This window comes from Paenibacillus sp. FSL R5-0701 (assembly GCF_037973995.1).
Lineage (GTDB): Bacteria > Bacillota > Bacilli > Paenibacillales > Paenibacillaceae > Paenibacillus.
This window is the reverse complement of record NZ_CP150230.1, coordinates 7,045,194-7,063,036: the sequence shown is the minus strand read 5'-3', so window position 1 is coordinate 7,063,036 and position 17,843 is coordinate 7,045,194. Positions and strand designations below refer to the sequence as shown.

The window sequence follows — 17,843 nt, the reverse complement described above, 5'->3', positions numbered from 1 at the left end:
CGAACCTGACTAAACTACTCCTATGAAGCCGATTGGTTAGCCTTTTCCTTAATGAAGTCCACCATATACACCCAACCAATCAGTCCGCATAAAACAAAACCAAACGCATGCAGAGATCCGTAAATGGGAATAAAATCGAGTATGGTTAAGGAGTACATATTTTTCAGTAACGGATAGAAGATGGAAATGACAATAACCGTGTAAAAGGCTAGACAAGAAAGGCCTAAGAAGAAGGCTGCCTTAATATCCAAAGCATTTTTCCTCAAGTAAGCAAGGAGATAAGCGGTGTAAACCACAATATTGCAGGCGAACAAACTGACACCGACGTATTCAATCGGCTTGGAGAAAATCATACCAATAGCAATCAAGATTGGTCCGATGATATCGATGGCAACAACCCAGGGATACCAGCTTTTCTTCGTCATGATGCGTCCCAGTGCACCAATAAAAATCGGAACGATCGCAGATGAGAAATGAAAGTGGAGCGAGCTTAACGCGTGCGTTGCAGGATTAGCTTGAAAGAGGGTTAATTGATATTGATATAAGGTAAACCAAATGCCCCCGATAAAAAAATAAACGAGCCCCGCACCAATCGCTATTTCCGCTGCTTTTCCTTTAGAGATCACAATAGTGGTCAAGCCATAGATGCCGAGCAGCAGTGTGAACAGTAGCCACCCAAGGGACAGAATCCCCGGTATTACCGTGCTTTCTAACCCCCACATCTTACTACTCATTACCGAGGCCAGGGTAAGAAGCGCAGCGGGAAATTGAAGCCATTTCATAGCAGCATAAATCATTCGTTGATGTTTATTCTTTTCGTCATGGTTCAAAAGTAAAATCACAAGAGGTACAATGACAAAAGCCGCAAAAAGCAGAAATTTTTCAACAAGTTCGAATTGGAAGTAATCAAGGGAAAATATCAGAATGGTTATGATTCCACCGGGAAACACTGGTGCTAATAATGATTTCATTCGTTGTTTCAAGGAACTATTCATGGGGTTTCCTTTCTAACGACGTTTAGTATAGGTCGGCAATTCTTCTTTAAGTAGTCTAACACATTTATTTGTCAATATATGAAAATAAGCTTATCTTACTGCGGTTGATGGAGTCATGGGAAATAGCCCTACCGCTCTTCAAAGACTTTCGCCATAAAGGAGCTGTGGTATCAAATGAATAAGGATAAAAGTACAGAAATGAAATACTCTTCAAAAGCAGGGGACATTCTACAGCAGATCAATAGTAAAACTAAGCTAGGTGACTTACGAAAAATCGCGAAGGACATAAAAAAAGATCACGAACTTGCTATGGAACTTTGGTCGACCGAAGCGTTTTTGCCCAGACTATTAGCTATTTTAATTATGGATAAAAAACTTCTTTCACAAGAATTGCTTAATAGGTTTGATAAGGATATGCAGACTCACACTTTTGATGAGCGAAATAACTTAATGGATTGGTTAATGGCTAATCAGCTTACCAAAGACAAGAAGACCATTGCATTGATGGAGTTATGGGAAAACAGCCCTTCTGCTCTTCAAAGGCGAGCTTTTTGGTATTATCAAGCGCGATTGAGATGGACTGGACAAACGCCTCCTGATAACACCGAAGACTTACTATCTGCAATTGAAGCTAATATTACGCAGGAAGAGCCGGAAGTTCAGTGGGCTATGAATTTCATTGCAGGCTGGATAGGCATTTATGATCAAAAGTATCGTTCGCGTTGTATTAAACTTGGTGAGAATACAGGTCTTTATAAGGGTGAAATGGTATCAAAGGGTTGTACTCCTAATTATTTGCCAGAGTTCATTGCAATTGAAGTTAACAAACGAAATAAGAATTAGTTGCCCCTGAAATATTCATTAGTACCTGATGTGAAAATAAGAATTCGAAGCCTCAATATAGAAAAGGGATCTGGAAGTAAGCTTCCAGATCCTTTTTGCTTGGAGGGCAATTATAACCGTAATTTATTGGTTCTGAAGTATAATACTTATTTCAAGAATCTTAGATTGAATCCTGTAAGGGCGCGCTTTGGCCGTTGGCTTTTCGTTCATAATTTTTCTTCACAGGAATTTCGAAGCTCCAGTCTCCAGTGAGCAGATCCTGCTGATCCGGTCCATTGGACAGAACTAACTGATTTACGTTGACTTTCAACAGGAACTGGTCTGGAGGTGGCGAATTCTCGATAAAATAAAAATGGAGGGTGCCATTTTTGGCAAACACTACTCCTGAATCTGTGGCGATGCCGGGAACTATCTTTATCGTTGAAGGGTCCAACATAAAAGTCGGTTTGACCGATTGTTTCGCCCACTGCGTCTCCGATATCTGGTCAGAATGTTTCATGGAGTATTGGATAATTAGGTCATGCCCGTCGAAAAGGTAGTTATGAATAAGCAGTGTATAGTCTTTGTCTGTTTTACCGGTGATTAGAACCAATTCGTCCTTCCCGGTTGTTGGCATCAGCGTTGAATCTTCTTTTTCAGAGAAGATGGAAGGTAACTTTACCACGAGATTAGAGGTAAATGAATTCTTCATACTGAATAGTACCACCGCGCAGACGAGCAACAAGATCATGGGTACAGCAGCTATCCTGGAGAGAGACAGGTGTCGAAGCCAAGGAAATATTCTTTGTTTTGGTACAAGGTGTTGTTCCGGAAGCACGGTCGGTATCCGATTGATTTCGTTTTGAACTTCTTCCGTAACAGCCACTTGCGTCTGATTGGGTCCGAACATCGATAACCGTGTTTCAAACCAGGTTGCCCTTTTGCTGCTGTGCGCAGTGATGCCTCCTCCGTGTACCTCGACAATACTTTTTGTTATGGCGAGACCGAGACCTGTACCTCCGGTCTGCTTCGACCTGGAGCTGTCTACCCGGTAGAAACGGTCGAAAATAAAAGGTAAATCCCGCTCGGGAATAGGGACTCCATAGTTTTGAATCCGTACAACTAACATATCTCCATCTTGTGCAATATCGATATCGATATATTTGCCTGTACGCCCGTACTGGATGGCATTGGCGAGTATATTCTCGTATGCCCGTACCAACAATGCTCCGTCCGCTTGAATGTTGAAGTCTCCTTCTTGAACATTCAGCCTGATTTGCATGCCTGCACTCTCGGTAATCGGCACGAATTCTTCGGCAAGCTGGCCAATTAACCCGGTCATATTAAGCTCACTGAGTTCCAGAGGCATGCCATTGTTGACCCGTGTGTATTCAAATAGTTCGTCGATCAATCGCCGAAGTGCCAAGGATTTCTCATATGCAATATTGACGTAATAGCGCATCTCCACCTCATCCTGATACCGATCCTTCTCGATGACTTCGAGAAAACCGAGTATCGAGGTCAGTGGAGTTCGCAGGTCATGAGATACACCGGTGATCAGATCATTTTTGGTCTTTTCCGCCTTGCGTTCCTCCGCAATTGATTGCTTCAACTGCATGCTCATCCGGTTAATGTTGCGTGCTACCTCTCCCAGTTGATGATCGGCAATTTCGGGGATTTGATGGTCGAACTGTCCGCTCGCAATCTCCCCCAGGCCGCGAGTGATTTCCGCAAGATAATGATCCCATTCGCTGCTCAATTGATTCATACTCTCCGCGATTACGCTTAACTCATCCTTACCCTTAACCCTTACAACTTGCCCAAACCGCCCTGCCGATATTTCCTGCAATCCGGTGATAATTTCACGTAAATCCCGAACCAAACGGAGGCTGGCAAGGAAGAAAGTAATGGGGAATAGAACGATACCGGTTATGATCATCACGCGAACGGACCCGGCATACTCAATGAGCCAATTGATCGGAACAGCTACGTATTCAATGTTCTGCAGCGCTCCCGCCATGACATACCCCAAGAAAATAGATATGCCTGTCAAAACCAGGCTTGCAACCATGATCAGCATTAATCTCCACCGAATCGTATACAGCCACTGTGGTTGGATCCTACTCACCCCTTGCTTTTAAATCGCTTTCGATTTTGTATCCGATCCCCCACACGGTTTTAATGATCCGTGGTTCACGTGGATTGGATTCTATCTTCTCACGGAGCTTACGGATATGAACCATGACACTATTCTTCGACTCCATAAAAGGTTCGTTCCAGACTTCTTCGTAGATGCGGTCCATACTCAGCACCATCCCTCTATTGACAGCCAGCATGTGAAGGAGCGCGAACTCGCGGGGAGTCAACTTGATTTCCTGCTGATCGACCGTTACCGTGTGGGATGCATTATTAATCACGACGTTTTCGATATGTATTTCGTTCGCATTGCCCAAAACGGAGTTGAACTGGTTCATTCTTCGAAGCTGCGACTTGATCCGTGCGATCAACTCGAGTGGGTTGAACGGTTTGGTTACGTAGTCGTCAGCGCCGATACTGAGGCCTGATATTTTATCGATATCTTGGCTTTTAGCGGACAGCATAATGATAGGAATCGGATTCGTCTCTCGTATTTTCATACACGCTTGCAAACCGTCCATCTTGGGCATCATTAGATCCAGTACAATTAGATCGACTTGCTTGGTCTGCAGAATCTTCAGCGCCTCCATCCCATTTGATGCTTGCAGCAGCTTGTAACCTTCGTTATTGAAATAAATACTCATTAATTGGATAATTTCCGCTTCATCATCCACCATTAAAATTGTGCTTTCCGCCATAAATCCTCCCTATTCCAGCATCTTCCCTAATTGAAGAGCATCACAATAATTATAAGCGATATTCCTTAAGCATTGAATAACGTCAGCATGATTTAAGGAAATGATAAGAAGTTCGGTAGTTAGATGATAAGCTTTCACTTCTATACTGAGTACAACACAAGCGAATAATCGTTTGAACAATACATGAGTGGAGGTTTTATTTTTGAAGCATAAGGTATTACAGAAGGCCATGCTTGTTAGCCTAAGTGTTATGTTAATCGGTATTTCAACAGTTTTTAGCACAGGCAAGCATGTCTCTGCAAATTCGGACAACGGGGCAGATTCGACACATACTTTAAAAGTATTGTACTGGAACGAAAATGATTTCAACATGACATATGGAGATCTGTTTAGTCAGAAGTACCCGAATGTAAATATCGAAGTAGTTACACCTGGAGGTATGGAAGCGATTAGGGATTACAACGGGGCTATCAATAAGTATTCACCCGATCTTGTGATGCTCCCTCCTTACCAATACCAACAAATGTCTAAAGAGAAAAAGCTGGTTGATTTAGAACCTTTAATTAAGCGAGATACGTATGACACGACAACGTTATACCCCGGCTTGCTTGATGAATTGAAGAAACAAGGCGGTGGCAAACTTTATGGGTTAAGCCCAAAAGCGGATTCCTACGCTCTTCTGTATAATGCTGATTTATTTAAAAAGTACAATGTTAAAACTCCAACGGATGGGATGACATGGGAAGAGATATTGAATCTTGCTAAGAAATTCCCAACCAAGGGAGATAAGAACTCCCGAATTTGGGGCTTAAGCTCCACTGGATCAAGCAATTTGGTAATGGAAATCGCCAGAACAGAAGGATTAACGTACATGGATCCAAATACCCTTAAGGCTACTGCAAATACAGCTGCGTGGAAAAATGCTTATCGTCTGTCGAGCGAGGCAACGAAGTCCGGGGTACTTGACGAGATGATCAGTCTGTCCGGCAAAAGTTACTTGGAAAGCAGCTCGTTCATTATGGGACGATCAGCTATGAAAGTAGCCTCTATTAGTCAGTTGCAATCCCTGCAAGCAGCCAAAAAAGGTGTGAAGAATTATAAACCTTTCACGCTTGGTATTGCTGCCGGTCCAGCCGCTAAGGACCGAAAGTCAACAGGGAACGTGTATGTTAATGAGATATTTGCAATTCCAGCAGGCGCATCTCATGTTGATGCAGCTTGGGATTTCATCAAATATTTCAATGGAGATGACTACGCTAATGAATACTATAAACCCAAGAACTCGAACAATAGTATCGGTGCTCCTCTATCTCGCATGATTAAGGAGTACTCAGGGTACAAGTTGGATGCATTCTATAAATTAAAACCTAATCTGGATTCATCGATAACAAGTTATGTTCTTATGAACAAGTCACCAAATTTTGAATTGAGATTTCGGTCAATTGTATTGAAAGAATTGACACAGGTAGTAAACGGGAAGAAAACATTAGACAAAGCTACTGCTGCTATTCAATCCAACACTCAAGCCGTTGCTGATAAATTGAAGAAGGCTCAGACGGCAAAGTAATAGACGCTCTAGAGTTATTATATTTCCCCGAAATATAGAGAGTGGGATAGTCCCATACGATATTTATGTATGGAGGTCAGCCATTTTTACTGGTTGGCCTCTTTTTGTTAAGTGGTCAGTCTATCAACTTCCTTGGGAAACAAAAAAAGAGCCACACAGCATGCGGCTCTCCATCTAATTTTAACGCCCGCCCGTATTCGAAGCCCAGACAGGAATCCAACTGTTCGGATAATTGCTATTGGTCAGGGTTGTATTATAGAGAACTAAATTCCCATCACTTTGCATGACCAGTGTATCACCTGTTGTGTTAGCCGGTAAGCTGCTCCCGTGATGACCTGGAATCCATGAGGTGGTATTGGGAGACCAAGCAGCTACCTGTACAGAAGTATCAATCATCAAAACTTTATCCCATCCCCAACCGGTGTAATATTCGAATTTACCTGTAGCCGGGTTGAAACCATAACGATAACCATATTGGTAAACGTCTTGATATTTCATGCCATATTTATAGATGACAGGTTTCCCGTACTGTGATTCAAAATTGAACGAAAGAGCCCCACTGTTACTGGTACCGCTACTCCAGAGAGAAGAACCGTTTTGATAGATAACGAAGTTCCCGTCATTCTGCCAAATGGCTGAAAATCTACCATCTTGGGAGGTGAGATAGTCACCCTTCGCCATGCTTTGGCCGATTGTGAGCTTATCACCAAGATAGCCAGCAGAAGCTGTTGCTGGTACGGCAAATGCAAGAATCAACAAGCAAGCCATAAGAACTCGAAAAGATCTGGGAAAAAGTCGTTTGTTCATTGGACACGCTCCTATTTTTCTTATAATGGTTAAAGTTAAATGCATAGAACAACAAATCCTTACAGCTATTGCATGTTTCTGCGTTGTATTCAGTCAGGAGCGGTGAGGTAACACGTCCCCATCTGGTGTAAAACGGGAACTAAGATCTAAAATGCTCCCAACGGTCACCTCCTTTAATAGAAGTGTGAAAATCTTTGATACATATTATGTAATGGGATGTGTGTGTTTTAGGAGATGGAAGCTAAGTGTTTTTTAGTGGAGGAGTTATATCATCAAGTGAAAACACATACTTTATTTTCCATTATAGCAACAAAAAATATAAAAGCCATATTTTTCTATATGAAATTTTGAATCTATTACTTACAACCAATGCGTTATAACTTCTCGTCTCCGAGCTAGAAAAAAACCTATTATTCGCTTGAATAAATTGAAGCTAAACAATAACTTTGGTGCAGCTCGAGACATAGGTATTCATCTCCTCTATCAATCTCTCAACTTTTTACATCCATTTTATATATTTAATGATTTTTATGAATTGAACTATGGTAAAATATCTCAGGATCTAAAATTGGAGAGGGGTTTTTTCATTCATGTTTTGGAAAAAAGTTTTGGGCAAAAGCACACTGCGTGTAGCTACTGCTGCACTATTACTCACGCAACTATTGGGCGCAGCAGGTTCTGTCTCTGCCGCAGGTAACGATGTAGAAGTACACTTGATTGGAATCAATGATTTCCACGGTCAGTTAGATACGACATCAATCGTGGGTGACAAGAAGGCAGGAACGGCTCCAATTCTAGCAACCTATCTCAAAGAAGCTCAAGCTAAATATGAAAACTCCCTACTATTCCATAATGGAGACTCTGTTGGTGCATCTGCTCCAGCCTCATCTTTGGATCGTGACGAGCCCACCATGGAATGGATGAATATGATGGGATTTGATGTAGCTTCTCTGGGTAACCATGAGTTCGACCAAGGAATTGCAGCATTAAAAGCACAAATCTTTGGTGGCCTTGATCCAAAAGAAGGTAAAGTAACGCATGCCGGTGCAAAATTTGATTACGTCAATGCAAACGTGATTGAAACTGCCACAGGAAAAACATTGATTAAGCCATATGTGATTAAAGAAGTGGGCGGAGTCAAAATTGGATTTATCGGACTAGTGACGAAATCCACACCTGCCAAAGTATCTCCATCTGGGACAGCTGGTGTACGTTTCTTAAGCGCAGAAGAAGAAGTGGAAGCTGTTAATAAATATGCTAAAGAATTGCAAGACCAAGGCGTAGAAACGATCATTGTTTTGGCACATGATCCAGCAACAACCAAAGAAGGCGTAACCACTGGAGAAGCAGCTGATCTGGCAAAAGCTTTACCGGCGGATTCCCCTGTTGACGTTATCGTTGCAGGTGACAATCATGCTTTGGCTAACGGTGAAGTGAATGGAAAGTTGATCGTTCAAGCTTATTCCTATGGTACGGCGTTTGAAGATATCAAGCTGATGATTGACCCTGCTACCGGGGATGTAACTGAAAAATCAGCGACTGTTACAACGACTTTCCAAGAGGGTGTAAAAGAAGACCCTGAATCTTTAGCTATTATTAAAAAATCATTAGACAAGCATCCTGAGCTGACGAAGCCAGTAGGTACAACGGATGGTTCTGTTACTCGTACAGATGCTTATAATAACGAAGCCCCTCTAGGCAACCTCATTGCAGATTCAATGCGTGAAGCAGACTTTGGGGATAAGGCAAGTGCTGCTGACTTTGCATTTATGAATCCAGGTGGTATTCGTGCGGATCTGCCACAAGGCGATGTGACCTTTGCTGATCTTGCCAAAATCCAACCGTTTGGTAATACTCTAGTGAAACTTGAGCTGACTGGCGAACAGGTTAAAACCTTGTTGCAGCAGCAATGGGGTACCAATGCTGACGGGACACCTAATACCAAAACACTCCAAATCTCTGGTTTGAAATACACTGCAGATTTCAATAAGCCTGTCGCAGAGCGTGTTACTGGTCTCAGTCTTGAAGATGGAACAACGATTGATCCTGCAAAAACATATACGGCTGTAGTTAACAACTTTATGGCTGCAGGTGGAGATAACTATAAAGTGCTGGTGGATGCTAAATCATCCCTGGCAGGTCCTATCGATCTGGATGTATTCTACCAATACATCGTAGACACGTATAAAGGTGGTAGCATCGTAGCTAAAAATGAAGGACGTATCACAAACCTGGTTGCATCTACCGAGCCAACTGAAACACCTGTAACAACAGAAGTCATTTCTCGTGCTGAATTTGTAAGTGCTCTGGTCGACATGTTGAAACTTAACGAAGTAGCTACAGCACCTGCATTCAAGGATGTTGCTGCTAATGCTGCATATGCAGATGCGATTGCTGAAGCTACGCATGCTGGATTCATTCAAGGTTATGGTGGGAACTTCTATCCTGATCGGGATATCACACGTGAAGAAGCTGCTACCATTCTTGCTAAATTGGTAAAAGATCAAGCGACTGATAAAGACGCTGCTACGATTATTGCTAGTTTCGAAGATGGTAAATCCGTGTCTGCCTATGCAATTAAACCTATGGCAAAACTGATTGACAAAGGTATTTTTGCTGGAACAGATAAAAAATCACTTCAACCTAAACAAGGTCTTACTACTAACGATGCAAAAGCATTGATTGAAGAGGTTGTTGCAGCCAAAGCTTCATAATGTAGAACTTATTCAAATCGTATATTAAAACATGAAAAACACATCCTATTGGGAGAATGCCATATTCCAATTTAGGATGTGTTTTTTCATGCTTAGATATCAGATCTTCAGTACTCCCTTCGTAACTCAGCTTCGCTTACATAAGCATTCGAGCGGAGGATCTAATCATTTTGGCGTATAAAAGTTTTGGGTATAATAGGTTCCGAAAATGCCAACGCCAAGACGCTGGAGGTTGCCGTTCAGCATATTTTTGCGATGCCCGGAGGAGTTCAGCCAGCCATTATGTACGTCCATGGCATCAATGTACCCATAAGCTATATTTTCCGCTGCCCTGGAGTAAACAATACCATCGGCCTTCATTCGGTCGAATGGAGAATGTCCTTCCGGATTACTATGATTGAAATATTCCCGCTCACTCATGTCTTGGCTATGTTCCCTCGCTGTTGAAGCGATGTGGTCATCCCACTGCAGGAGACCGATGCCATTCTTCTGTCGAAATACATTGGCAAGGTCGAATACTTGCAGCTCCATGGCGTGTGTCCGTTCTTCACGATTACCAGCTTCAGAAGCATGGGCTCCAGTTGCGGTTGCGAGCCTGCTACTAACCAAAATGGCATCAACTTTCTGATTACTGGAGGTATCCAGATAATATGTAATATCCTCGAATTGCTTACTCGTCATATACGATTTGCTAGAAGGGTCTATTTGTTCCCCAATTAGAAGTGATAACTCGCTTACGGCGATGCCGTCCTGAATACCATTGTCCGAGCTCCATGCGCCGGGTGCATTGGAATATAATGCGACGACTTTCCCGCCCTCGATACCTATTTGAGCATACTTGGCATAATCCCTGTTGTAGATATACCAAGTGAATCCATACCCACTTGCGTCTTTCCGGTCAGGTTGGCCGATCTTGTCGATGACAGCTGCTTCGGAGTCACCTAATGAAATTTCGAGTAAGGTAAGGCCTTCTGTTGTTACTTTTGATAGTGAGGGCAACTTCTCTTTCACATTTTTGAACAGGGTTACCGCTTCAGCGCGGGTAATCGTGTCCGATGCCCCGAATCCACTTACGGTATTTGAGGTCTTCCCATTGGCAAGCCCCTGATTGAGCAGATATTGATTCGAAGTGGTTGTATCTGTTTTTTGGCCTGAAGCGGCATACGCAATCAATGCAGCAGCTTCACCTCTTGAATATGCCGCTGAAGATCCTCCATAACGGACTGGCCATCCCATCGCATACGCAGTTTCATAATATGGGGTATACCAACGATCGGTAGAATCGGTGGAAGGGAGCGTAATCTCATTCTTATACAACCGCATCAACATTGCCAGAAACTCCGGCTCAGTTACGGCAGTAGATGGACGAAAGTTCCCCTGCCCGTCTCCTTGGGCAAGTCCTTTGTCAATAGCCCAGCTAATACTTGAATAACTCCAATGCTGTTCCGGCACGTCTTTAAATTGCGGCTGGCCTGCTGCCTCTGTAACAGCTGCCATGGATACACTTAGCAGTACAGATAACGCAGTTGCAGTCGCGAGTTTGTTTATTTTATTCATCTTACAGCCTCCTCGATACTATAGAGTTATTTGACTATCACTTGTATGACAGGTGTTTACAAGCTTATAACCGGGTCATTAGACAAGGGGGACATTGTGAAAAACTTCCCTTTAATTAATGTCGGATGCTGTAACTCATTTCTTTACTAGGGGTGTAATTTCCCTTGCACCAACATAGTCTGGTTATTGTTTAGAATTTGTATAGGTCCGTATATTAAAATATTCGAACACGCTATGTTAATTTGGCTCATTTTGTCACTTTCTGTTGTGAGTTTTAAAGATCATCAAGGAAAGGGCAAGAAGTTGTTAACCTCAGCCAAATTTTCAGAAAAGGAGGAGATTTTCATATTGAAACAAAAACGCAGTATAGGTAAAACGATGCTATCGATTTGCTTGGCAATTTTGCTTGTCTTGCAGACTGTGGCGTTTCCTGCTGCTGCATTTGCGGATGAAGAATCCGGCTCACAGAACGTAGCCGAATCGCAATTAGCATCTGAGACAGTAAACGACGCGCCAGGTGAATCACCAGCGGCACCGGAGACGGACGCGCCAGGTGAATCACCGTCGACACCGGAGACGGACAAGGCAGGTGAGTCACCGATGGAACCTGAGGCGGCGTACGCTTCGGCGATGGCGGCAGATCCGGCGGAGAAGACGGCGGTCTTGGTTAACGCCAATCCGACGTTCAATCTCACTGTAAAGCAGGGTGATCCTGCGGCTGTGATTCCGGCGGAGGGCGAGATTAACGGCCGGGAGAACTTTACCCTAGAGTTGGATAATATCGCCGTGCCGACCAAGGGCGACGATCTGAATGCTTCGCCCGAAAGCGTGATCCAGCAGGGGGATTATGCCATTTTGGATAAGGCGACTTACTTCCCTGATGTGAATTTGACGCCTACTGGTCCTATACCAATCAACCAGGGCGGACTGAAAATTGCTACTGTCCAGTTTTTTGCCGATTCCATCAAAATTACTTTTGATGGCGCAGGGGTGTATGACGGAAGTAGACGCGACGTCAAAATCGGCTTTTCCGTTGCTGCCAAGGCGGCAGATCAGGCGCCCGGCGGAGGCAAGGATACGGCCATTTTCGGAAACGGCTATAAATTTAATAACTCGGAATTAGTGCCGGAATACAGTATTGACGTCAAATCGGCCAGCAACGGCAACGATAACGGCGAAATCAACACAGCCCATTTTAAAGAAGGCACCATTACATGGCGAGTGGTAGTCAATGCCAACGATACGGACGATAAGACCGTTCCCATGCCGCTTGATGGGTTAACTTTCTCTGACGAGCTTGTGAACGTCGGTGTATATGTGCCGGGGTCCTTTACTGTGAATGGAGTTGAAGCAGATCCTAATTATGCTGCTGACCGAACACTTTCCTACAAGTTCCCAAGCGTATCTACTGCCAATGACGTTAAAAACACGGCGACGATTACCTTCAAAACGTGGATTCCTAAAAATATTTATTACTATGAGAAAAACGGCAACTGGGATCAGTATGGCTGGACTGCCATTATAAACAACGCAAAGCTTTTGGGTGACACTGATGTCGATGTAAAGGCTTTATCAAACTCGCATCGGGTTGCCGTGCGCCCCAACTGGATTGTGGTGGGCGGCAAGCCCGGCAAGAGCGGAAACGATACTCTCATTACCTGGACTGTTGAGGTCAACAGAGCGATTAGCAACGGCCGGTTGCTCTCCAAAACCGGTTTGCAGAATGCTAAGATTACAGACAATCTGCCCGCTGGGACGGAGTTTGTGTCTGCAACCTATAAGAATGGAGACAGCGGTACGGATACTCCAATCACCCGCAACGACGCAGGGGAGTACGACATCGGATCCGCCATCGGCGGGAATCTGGACGGCCCCCTCTATATGACCGTGGTGACAAAGGTGACGGACAATAGCAAGTCAACCTTCGATTATAGTGCCCGCGCCAACTGGGAGTTGGATGTGACGGATGGAGGAGATGCCATCCAGAACAACGATGCGACCGGCTGGACCGCTCCCGTAGCCGTTGTGGATGCCGCAAGGGTGATCATCGGCGCACATGCCTTCACGAAAAGCGTTGCAACAAACAATGCTACCGCCTACGCGCTGTATAATGTCGGAGGCGCAAGGTGGACGATCAATTTGACGCCGCAGTATGATCTGGATGCTCCAGTCGTCTATGATTTGCTGGTTCACGGCGGTTCGCTCGATGTGCTGGATAAACTGGATCCCAATCCTAATGTAACGGCGGACACTCTGAATGCAATCAAAGGCCAAATCGACGACAAGCAGCTCTGGCAAAAATACCGCGATAAGACGCTGACTGTAAGTAGTGGACTGGCTGGAGATGTGATCGCCTTGACGGTGAACGGCGAAGAGGTGGCGGACCTTATCAAAGTGACCGGGTATAAAGGAAGTGTGCTGGGGAGCGTTTCTTTTGAATCCGTCACTACCAATCCGGATAACCTTTTCCGTCAAGATTTCGGAGGCGGATGGAGTAACCGAGCCTTGTTCTTTGATGGTGACGCTTATATGAACTACAAAGAAGCCACCGTCAAGAACCCGGTGCGGATGCTGAATAAGGAGATGCTGTACGCGAGTTCAGTCGATCAGAACGGCAATGCGCTAGGAAACATAGCCGCCGATTGGAACCGAAATTATAGCAACTGGAGCGCCAGCACATGGACGCGGCCAATTGTCGTCAATAATCCGAACTGGTATATGGACGACTCCCGTGATGATAAATACATCCTGGCAGGCTATGACCGCAAGGATCGAACAGTCACTTTCCGACTGGCGGTGAACATGCCGGGGTTCAATACGGAGGAGATGGCCAAGAATGGCGGTACACGCGTAGCCAGTGACATCAAGCTGGTGGATACGCTGCCTGAGGGCTGGGAATTTGTAGATTATACTCCGGGTGAGGCTTATAGGCTTTATAAAGGTGTTACGGGCTATAATGCCGGCTCAGGAGCAAGTGCAGGCGGTTATGGCAGATACGCACAAGCATCAGGCGAGGCCATTCAGCCGGACGATTCCAAGCATGTGGTAAGCTTCGACAAGAACGGCAATGTAGGCACATTCACCTTCTCCAAGCTGGAAAGCCCTTACGTCATTCTTGTGAAGGCGCGTCCAACCAATGCCAAGCTGGCGACCTACCAGCTAGGCAACAACAATGCCGGTGAGAATCAGGCTGAGTTCTCCATGAAATGGGGAGACAAATCGTATAGCGCTACCGAAGCTCACAGAATCATTGTCCATGTGCAGTCTCTGAGCAAGACGGTACAAAAGCCGGTTTCTGGCGTGCAAGAGTGGTCGGTGAACTACACGCCACCGTTCGAGATGAAGCAAGGCGTCTATTTGTTGGATACCCTTGCCAAGGGGCTGAAGCTGCGAAAAAATGCAGAGGGTGGTCTATCTCTCGAACCTTCTGACATCGCTGTCTATCCCGGCAAGTTGAAGCAAGACGGTACCCTGGAGCGTGACGGAGGGCCGCTGAATCTTGCGGATCCGAATAGTGAGGTGAAGGTCACCGCGGGCACAGACCCGGAGACCGAGGGCTCGACACTTAGGTTTGATTTTGCTGACCCGAACAAGTTATATCATATTGTTTACCAGACCGAATCCCAGGGTATGCAGCCGGGAACGGCCGGGAACTCCATCAAACTGATGGGCGATTATACCCTTCCACCGATCGGAGCGCAGAGCAGTATTACGCTGGACGCGAACGATGTAGCGGGAAGTGCAAACGAAAACGGCTTGCTCTTCCTCAAGAAGGTTGGGCCCGACGGCACCACTCCGCTGAAGGGTGTAAAGTTCAAGTTGTTCAATCCTGATGGTACACCGGCCAGGGATAGAGAAAATAATGAAATGGCAGAAAAAGTGACGGGTACGGACGGCAAGGCAGATTTCATTATACAGTTGCCGGGGGACTATATGCTCAAGCAGACCTACATTGACCCCCTCACTTACTTGCCTACGACAAAGGTATACCGGGTACGTGTTATCGATGCGCCGGGCAAGCCTGTCCTTGTTGACGGACAGAAGGTGGAATCAAACAATCCGCTGATCGTACCAACACCTGCCCAAGGCAAGCTGACCATCACCAATAGCGTGGAAGGGAATGGCAGCGATCCGTCAAAGGATTTTGAATATACCGTGAACTTCACTGGTCAAGGTAAGGACGGAACGTACACCTATATGAAGTCAGATAGTACATCTGGCACGGTCAAGAGCGGAGATAAGATCACTCTCAAGCACGGGGAATCTGTGACGTTTCCAGCATTGCCTGCGGATCTGGTCTATACCGTAACCGAGGACGATTATACATCCGTTGATGGTTATACGACGATACCTGGTACGAGAGAACTGTCTGGCTCAATCGTGAATAAAGGTGATCACAAGGCGGACTTCATCAACGAACGGACCGTTAACAAGCTGACCATCAGCAATACGGTCATGGGCAACGGCGGCGATAAGACGAAGGAGTTCGAGTACACCGTCAACTTTGAGGATGCAGGTAAAGAGGAAAGCTACACTTACGTGAAGACGGACGGTAGCACAGGTACGATCAAGTCCGGCGATACTTTCCGCCTCAAGGATGGAGAGACACTGGATATTCTGGGCCTGCCTAAGAATCTGAAATACACCGTTACCCAACAAGACTACACAACCGATGAATATATGACTACTCCTGAGGAACGGTATTATGCCGGATTCATGAAAGGCATTGATGAAGATGCCCCGTTCACGAACGTGCGAGTCTTGAAGGGCGGCCTATTAATCAGCAACACAGTTAAAGGCAAAGATGAAGACAAGAAGAAGCTGTTTAAGTACACGGTTGCCTTCACAGGCGAGGGATCGGACGAATCCTACGTCTATGAGAAGTCAGACGGCAGCAAGGGCATGATCAAGAGCGGTGAGAGCTTCGAGCTTACAGATGGACAGACGCTCATTGTCCAAGGGCTTCCAACCAATCTTCAGTACAAAGTGACCCAAGATGACTATACGGAAGATGGCTATGTGACTGATCCAGAGAGTCTCATTCACATTGGCACTATTCCAGAGAAAAAATGGTCTGAAGCACATTTTGCCAATACCCGACCGTATCTGGAAGGCGTGTTGCGTAACAATAACACAGGAGAAGTCATTCCGAATGCACCGATTACGGTAACCGATCTGAAGACAGGCGAAGAGATTCAGACGCAGACGAATGAGAAGGGTGAATATTCAATTCCAGCCGTAGCGGATACCGATTATACGATCAGATATACGAAGATGTATCGGGTAGGCGGTAAGGATGTACCTGTTGAATTTACGCAAAAAGCAAATGTGAACAGCAGTGTAACGGACGAGACTGTTCCAGCGGACATTACGGCCGTGGGGATCATTCTGTTCAAACAACTGGATGGAACAACAGGGCTATTCAACGATTTGTTGACTAGCCAGATGCATATCTATTTGAAAGACAAGGATGGCATTTATATTAAGGAAAACGGCCGACCTAAAGCATTCCCTATGGCTATGAATGGAACTTTCTCTGTGGAAGGGCTAAGCGAGCAGACGTACACAATGGAAGTTCGCTATCAAGCTGAGACCGGCGAGGAATTGCTCCTCAAAGTGGCGCAACTTGACGTTAAAGCTAACGGAGAGCTGAATATTTCAGAGGAGTTAGTCGACCCTTACGGTACGGTCTATGATGAAACGACAGGAGATGCCGTCACTGGCAAGAAAATTGATGGAGCCAAAGTTACACTGTATTATGCGGATACACAGCGGAATAGAGATAACGGCCGCATTCCGGGTACGAAAGTAACGCTTCCAAAGGTTCCAAATTTCCCACCGCACGACAACGAGAGCCCGGAGCAGAGTAGTGATGCAGATGGCTTCTATGCGTACATGGTGTTTCCTGAAGCGGATTACTATCTGATCGTAACGAAAGACGGATACGAAACGCACACAAGTGGTACCATTTCAGTCGATTTTGACATTGTCAGGTACGATGTGCCAATGAAGCCGATTAGTTCTGGAGGCGGCACCGGCGGCAATGGTAACAACGGAGGCGGCACCGTAACACCTGGTCCAGGTACCGTAACGCCAGGTCCAGGCACGGTAACGCCAGGTCCAGGGACGGTAACGCCAGATCCAGGCACCGTAACGCCAGATCCGGGCACTGTAACGCCTGAACCAGGCACGGTAACGCCTGAACCGGGCACGGTAATGCCTGAACCAGGCACGGTAACGCCTGAACCGGGCACGGTAACGCCTGAACCAGGCACTGTAACGCCTGAACCAGGCACCGTAACGCCTGAGCCAGGCACCGTAACGCCAGATCCGAGCACTGTAACGCCTGAACCAGGCATCGTAACGCCTGAACCAAGCAATGGTAACGATCAGCTTAAGAACGATAGCAACGAGTTGGACGATGCTCCGAAAACTGGAGATAACAGCGTATCGCCATTCTTGTATATGATTTTGGCGCTGATGTCCTTAATGACGATCGGATTCTGTCTGCTTGGGTACAAGAAGAAAAAGCACATCCAGTAATGGA

The 17,843-nt window shown here is 45.5% G+C and carries 9 protein-coding genes; 4 read left to right on the top strand and 5 right to left on the bottom strand.

Features of this window, described 5'->3' with window-relative positions; genetic code table 11:
- Positions 1-20: 20 nt before the first annotated feature.
- Complete coding sequence (locus MKZ13_RS30985) at positions 21-995, bottom strand: YndJ family transporter (protein ID WP_339180850.1); 975 nt, start codon at positions 993-995, stop codon at positions 21-23.
- A 174-nt stretch (positions 996-1,169) separates the two neighbouring features.
- On the opposite strand from MKZ13_RS30985, the gene MKZ13_RS30980 reads away from it, so the two are divergent.
- Positions 1,170-1,838, top strand: a complete 669-nt coding sequence (locus MKZ13_RS30980) for a DNA alkylation repair protein (protein ID WP_221820199.1) — start codon at positions 1,170-1,172, stop codon at positions 1,836-1,838.
- Positions 1,839-1,998: 160 nt separating this feature from the next.
- Here the strand turns inward: MKZ13_RS30980 and MKZ13_RS30975 are convergent, their stop codons facing one another.
- Entirely contained in the window at positions 1,999-3,945 is a 1,947-nt protein-coding gene (locus MKZ13_RS30975; RefSeq protein WP_339180845.1) for an ATP-binding protein, read from the bottom strand.
- Positions 3,938-4,651, bottom strand: a complete 714-nt coding sequence (locus MKZ13_RS30970) for a response regulator transcription factor (RefSeq protein WP_145324950.1) — start codon at positions 4,649-4,651, stop codon at positions 3,938-3,940. Before MKZ13_RS30970 ends, MKZ13_RS30975 begins: the two co-directional genes overlap by 8 nt.
- Positions 4,652-4,853: 202 nt before the next feature.
- Between MKZ13_RS30970 and MKZ13_RS30965 the strand changes: the two genes are divergently transcribed.
- Complete coding sequence (locus MKZ13_RS30965) at positions 4,854-6,218, top strand: extracellular solute-binding protein (RefSeq protein ID WP_339180842.1); 1,365 nt, start codon at positions 4,854-4,856, stop codon at positions 6,216-6,218.
- 180 nt (positions 6,219-6,398) lie between these two features.
- Here the strand turns inward: MKZ13_RS30965 and MKZ13_RS30960 are convergent, their stop codons facing one another.
- Entirely contained in the window at positions 6,399-7,025 is a 627-nt protein-coding gene (locus MKZ13_RS30960; protein WP_051447237.1) for a hypothetical protein, read from the bottom strand.
- Positions 7,026-7,615: 590 nt separating this feature from the next.
- Here MKZ13_RS30960 and MKZ13_RS30955 point away from each other — a divergent pair.
- Positions 7,616-9,739 carry a 5'-nucleotidase C-terminal domain-containing protein gene (locus tag MKZ13_RS30955; RefSeq protein WP_339180839.1) on the top strand — a complete coding sequence of 708 codons (2,124 nt, stop codon included), beginning with the start codon at positions 7,616-7,618 and terminating at the stop codon, positions 9,737-9,739.
- Between the two features lie 165 nt (positions 9,740-9,904).
- Here the strand turns inward: MKZ13_RS30955 and MKZ13_RS30950 are convergent, their stop codons facing one another.
- Entirely contained in the window at positions 9,905-11,296 is a 1,392-nt protein-coding gene (locus MKZ13_RS30950) for a CAP domain-containing protein (protein WP_339180836.1), read from the bottom strand.
- Between the two features lie 348 nt (positions 11,297-11,644).
- Here MKZ13_RS30950 and MKZ13_RS30945 point away from each other — a divergent pair, with 348 nt between their 5' ends.
- Positions 11,645-17,839 carry a carboxypeptidase regulatory-like domain-containing protein gene (locus MKZ13_RS30945; RefSeq protein WP_339180835.1) on the top strand — a complete coding sequence of 2,065 codons (6,195 nt, stop codon included), beginning with the start codon at positions 11,645-11,647 and terminating at the stop codon, positions 17,837-17,839.
- Positions 17,840-17,843 lie beyond the last annotated feature (4 nt).